Below are 2378 nucleotides of genomic sequence, written 5' to 3'. Positions count from 1 at the left end.
TTAGTTTATCTGCCCAACGTTTGTAAGTCGGACGGTCAGCGGTATGCTCTGCTGCCTTGTTCAGTTAATTGGCGTATGCCTCAAGAACAAGCTCAGAATAGCTTTCTATCAGGAGAGATTCATATTTTTCTATAAGATAGGTGTTGTTATTGGAAAATACATAGTTTGCAAGTCTGTCTGTCAGGTTTTCTTCGATAAAGTATTCGGGAAGCATTGCCTGATATTTCATTGAGGAATAAAGCTGTTCTCTTGTTTCTTCCCATTCATCACCATCGAAAAGTGATTTGAATTCAAGATAAACAGACTTATCAGTAATAGTAGTCTCTGTAAGTATAGTCCAGAGTTCCTTTATATAATTCTTTTTATCCGACTGCTGCCTATAAATATCTTTCAGCTTCAGATGAATGCCTTCAGAAATGTACATGTTGTCTTTTTCAAGCTCAAGCGATTCTTTAAGGACGGCTATTGCCTTTTCTGTATCACCGTTTTTCGAGTATCTGTTTGTCAGAAACTCACGGACCTCGATGATATTTCGGTATTTTTTGCAGAAGCCTCATCGGAATAACCCAGTTTATCCATAAGCTCGATGTGATACAATATCCATTTTTTACGTTCATAATTGCTGATATTATTCTTTGAAATGATCTTATCAGAGAATTTAAGCATTTTTTCGAGAAATTCTTCTTCATCAAAGCATTCTTTGATAAAGTCAAAGTATAGCTCAGTGAAGTAGTCAAACTTTGTATCTAACTTTCTGAAAGCGGAGTTAAATAGCCTATGTTTTGTTTTTATGTCCGAAGCATCGGCAATAGCAGAAAGTATTTCCAGGCATACACTCTGAAAGTAACTTATGTCACCGTCATCATCAAGATCAGTAGTAAGTATCTCATCGTAATAATAGCTTACGATCTCAAAGGCTTCAAAATGACATTTCCATTCAATAAGACCATCTGTACACTCCTCAAGAAGTTTGACCGCTTCATTAATAAACGGAGAAACGTTTTTCCAGTTTATAAATCCGCTGTTATCGGTGAAGTGTTATACTGAAAGAGCAGTCGACAAACACCCAAAAATCTGGTAGAATATAAATAACAAAACCGGAAAGGGAAAACGACTATGAAGTACAGCAAAGAATTTAAAGAAGAAGCATTAAAGCTGTCAGACGAGATCGGACTGAAAAAGGCTGCTCAGCAGTTAGGTATCCAGTATTACACGCTGTCAGACTGGCGAAGCAAGCGAAATGCTGCTGTCAAAGCTAAGAAGTATCAGATGACCGATGACGAAGCAAAGCTGCGTATTACGGAGCTTGAGCGAGAAAATGCTGAGCTTCGCAAAGCGAATGACATTCTCAAGGATGCACTCGGTTTTTTCGCAAAAGACCGGAAGAAGTAAAGACAAGCGAACGTCATCTGTTCGTCAATGAGTTCCGCAACAAGTATGGAGCGAAAACTATATGCAGATTTCTGAAAATAAGCGAATCAGGCTATTATCGCTGGCTCAGGAATCAGGGCAAGATAGGTGCAAGGCAGCTTCTTCTGGTCAAAATACAGGGAATTCTTTCAGAGCATCCTGACAATAAGAATTACGGTGTCAGAAGGATGCAGGCAGCTCTTGCACAGAAAGGCACTCATGTCAGCCTCAGAACAGTATACCGCACTATGAGCGAAGCCGGACTAATCCACAGACATCGTAGACCTCACGGTATCACCAAGGCTGATACTGAAACTCAGCACAGAGAGAATCTGATAAAAAGAAATTTCAGTGCAGACAAGCCGCTGAAGAAGCTGCTTACTGATATCACCGAGGTCCAGTGTGCTGACGGAAAGCTCTATGTATCGCCAATCCTCGACTGCTTCAACGGTGAGATCGTCGCTCTTGAAATGCGTGATAATATGAAGAAGGAACTCTGCATAGACACCGTAAAACAGCTGCGTGAAAAGTACGGCAGACTCGATGGAACTGTCCTTCACAGTGACCGTGGCTGCCAGTATACGAGCTACGCGTTCCGCAGAGAGCTTGTAACTAATGGGCTTATACAGAGCCTCAGCGGTACTGCTCATTGCTATGATAATGCTCGTATGGAGAGCTTTTTCGCCACACTGAAAAAAGAAAAGCTATATCAGATCCCGACCTACAGAATGAAGCGTGAAGAGGTCAAAACTGTAATCTTCCGTTATATCTTCGGCTACTACAACACACAAAGGATCAACAGCTTCAACGAAGGTGGTCTCCCACCTGTGGCACTAAGAACTTCAACAGGGCTGGCTCATCACGCTGCTTGATATCTGCCTATCCAAGATTTTGGGTATTCTCCGACTGCACATTTCTTGACAAGTCCACTGGCTGCCTTTTTTCTTCATAAAACTTGTTTACCGTAT

At 41.3% G+C, this 2378-nt stretch carries 3 protein-coding genes; 2 read left to right on the top strand and 1 reads right to left on the bottom strand.

The features are described from left to right. Window positions 1–64: 64 nt before the first annotated feature. On the bottom strand, window positions 65–424 hold the full coding sequence (locus QZZ41_RS00460) for a hypothetical protein (protein ID WP_295066659.1): 360 nt from the start codon (window positions 422–424) through the stop codon (window positions 65–67). A 692-nt stretch (window positions 425–1116) separates the two neighbouring features. Here QZZ41_RS00460 and QZZ41_RS00455 point away from each other — a divergent pair. Together QZZ41_RS00455 and QZZ41_RS00450 are read left to right on the top strand one after the other, a co-directional pair. Then, window positions 1117–1392 carry a transposase gene (locus tag QZZ41_RS00455; RefSeq protein WP_022494678.1) on the top strand — a complete coding sequence of 92 codons (276 nt, stop codon included), beginning with the start codon at window positions 1117–1119 and terminating at the stop codon, window positions 1390–1392. Window positions 1393–1409: 17 nt separating this feature from the next. Next, a complete protein-coding gene (locus QZZ41_RS00450; RefSeq protein ID WP_295066661.1) occupies window positions 1410–2282 on the top strand; it encodes an IS3 family transposase in 873 nt (290 codons plus the stop codon). Window positions 2283–2378: the final 96 nt, after the last annotated feature.

It is taken from the genome of Ruminococcus sp. (genome assembly GCF_016283395.1).
This window is presented reverse-complemented; position numbering and strand designations above follow the sequence as displayed.

Excerpts from the sequence above, each read along its gene's own strand:
- QZZ41_RS00455 (WP_022494678.1), top strand. The coding sequence starts at position 1,117 with ATGAAGTACAGCAAAGAATTTAAAGAAGAAGCATTAAAGCTGTCAGAC.
- QZZ41_RS00460 (WP_295066659.1), bottom strand. The coding sequence starts at position 424 with ATGTACATTTCTGAAGGCATTCATCTGAAGCTGAAAGATATTTATAGG.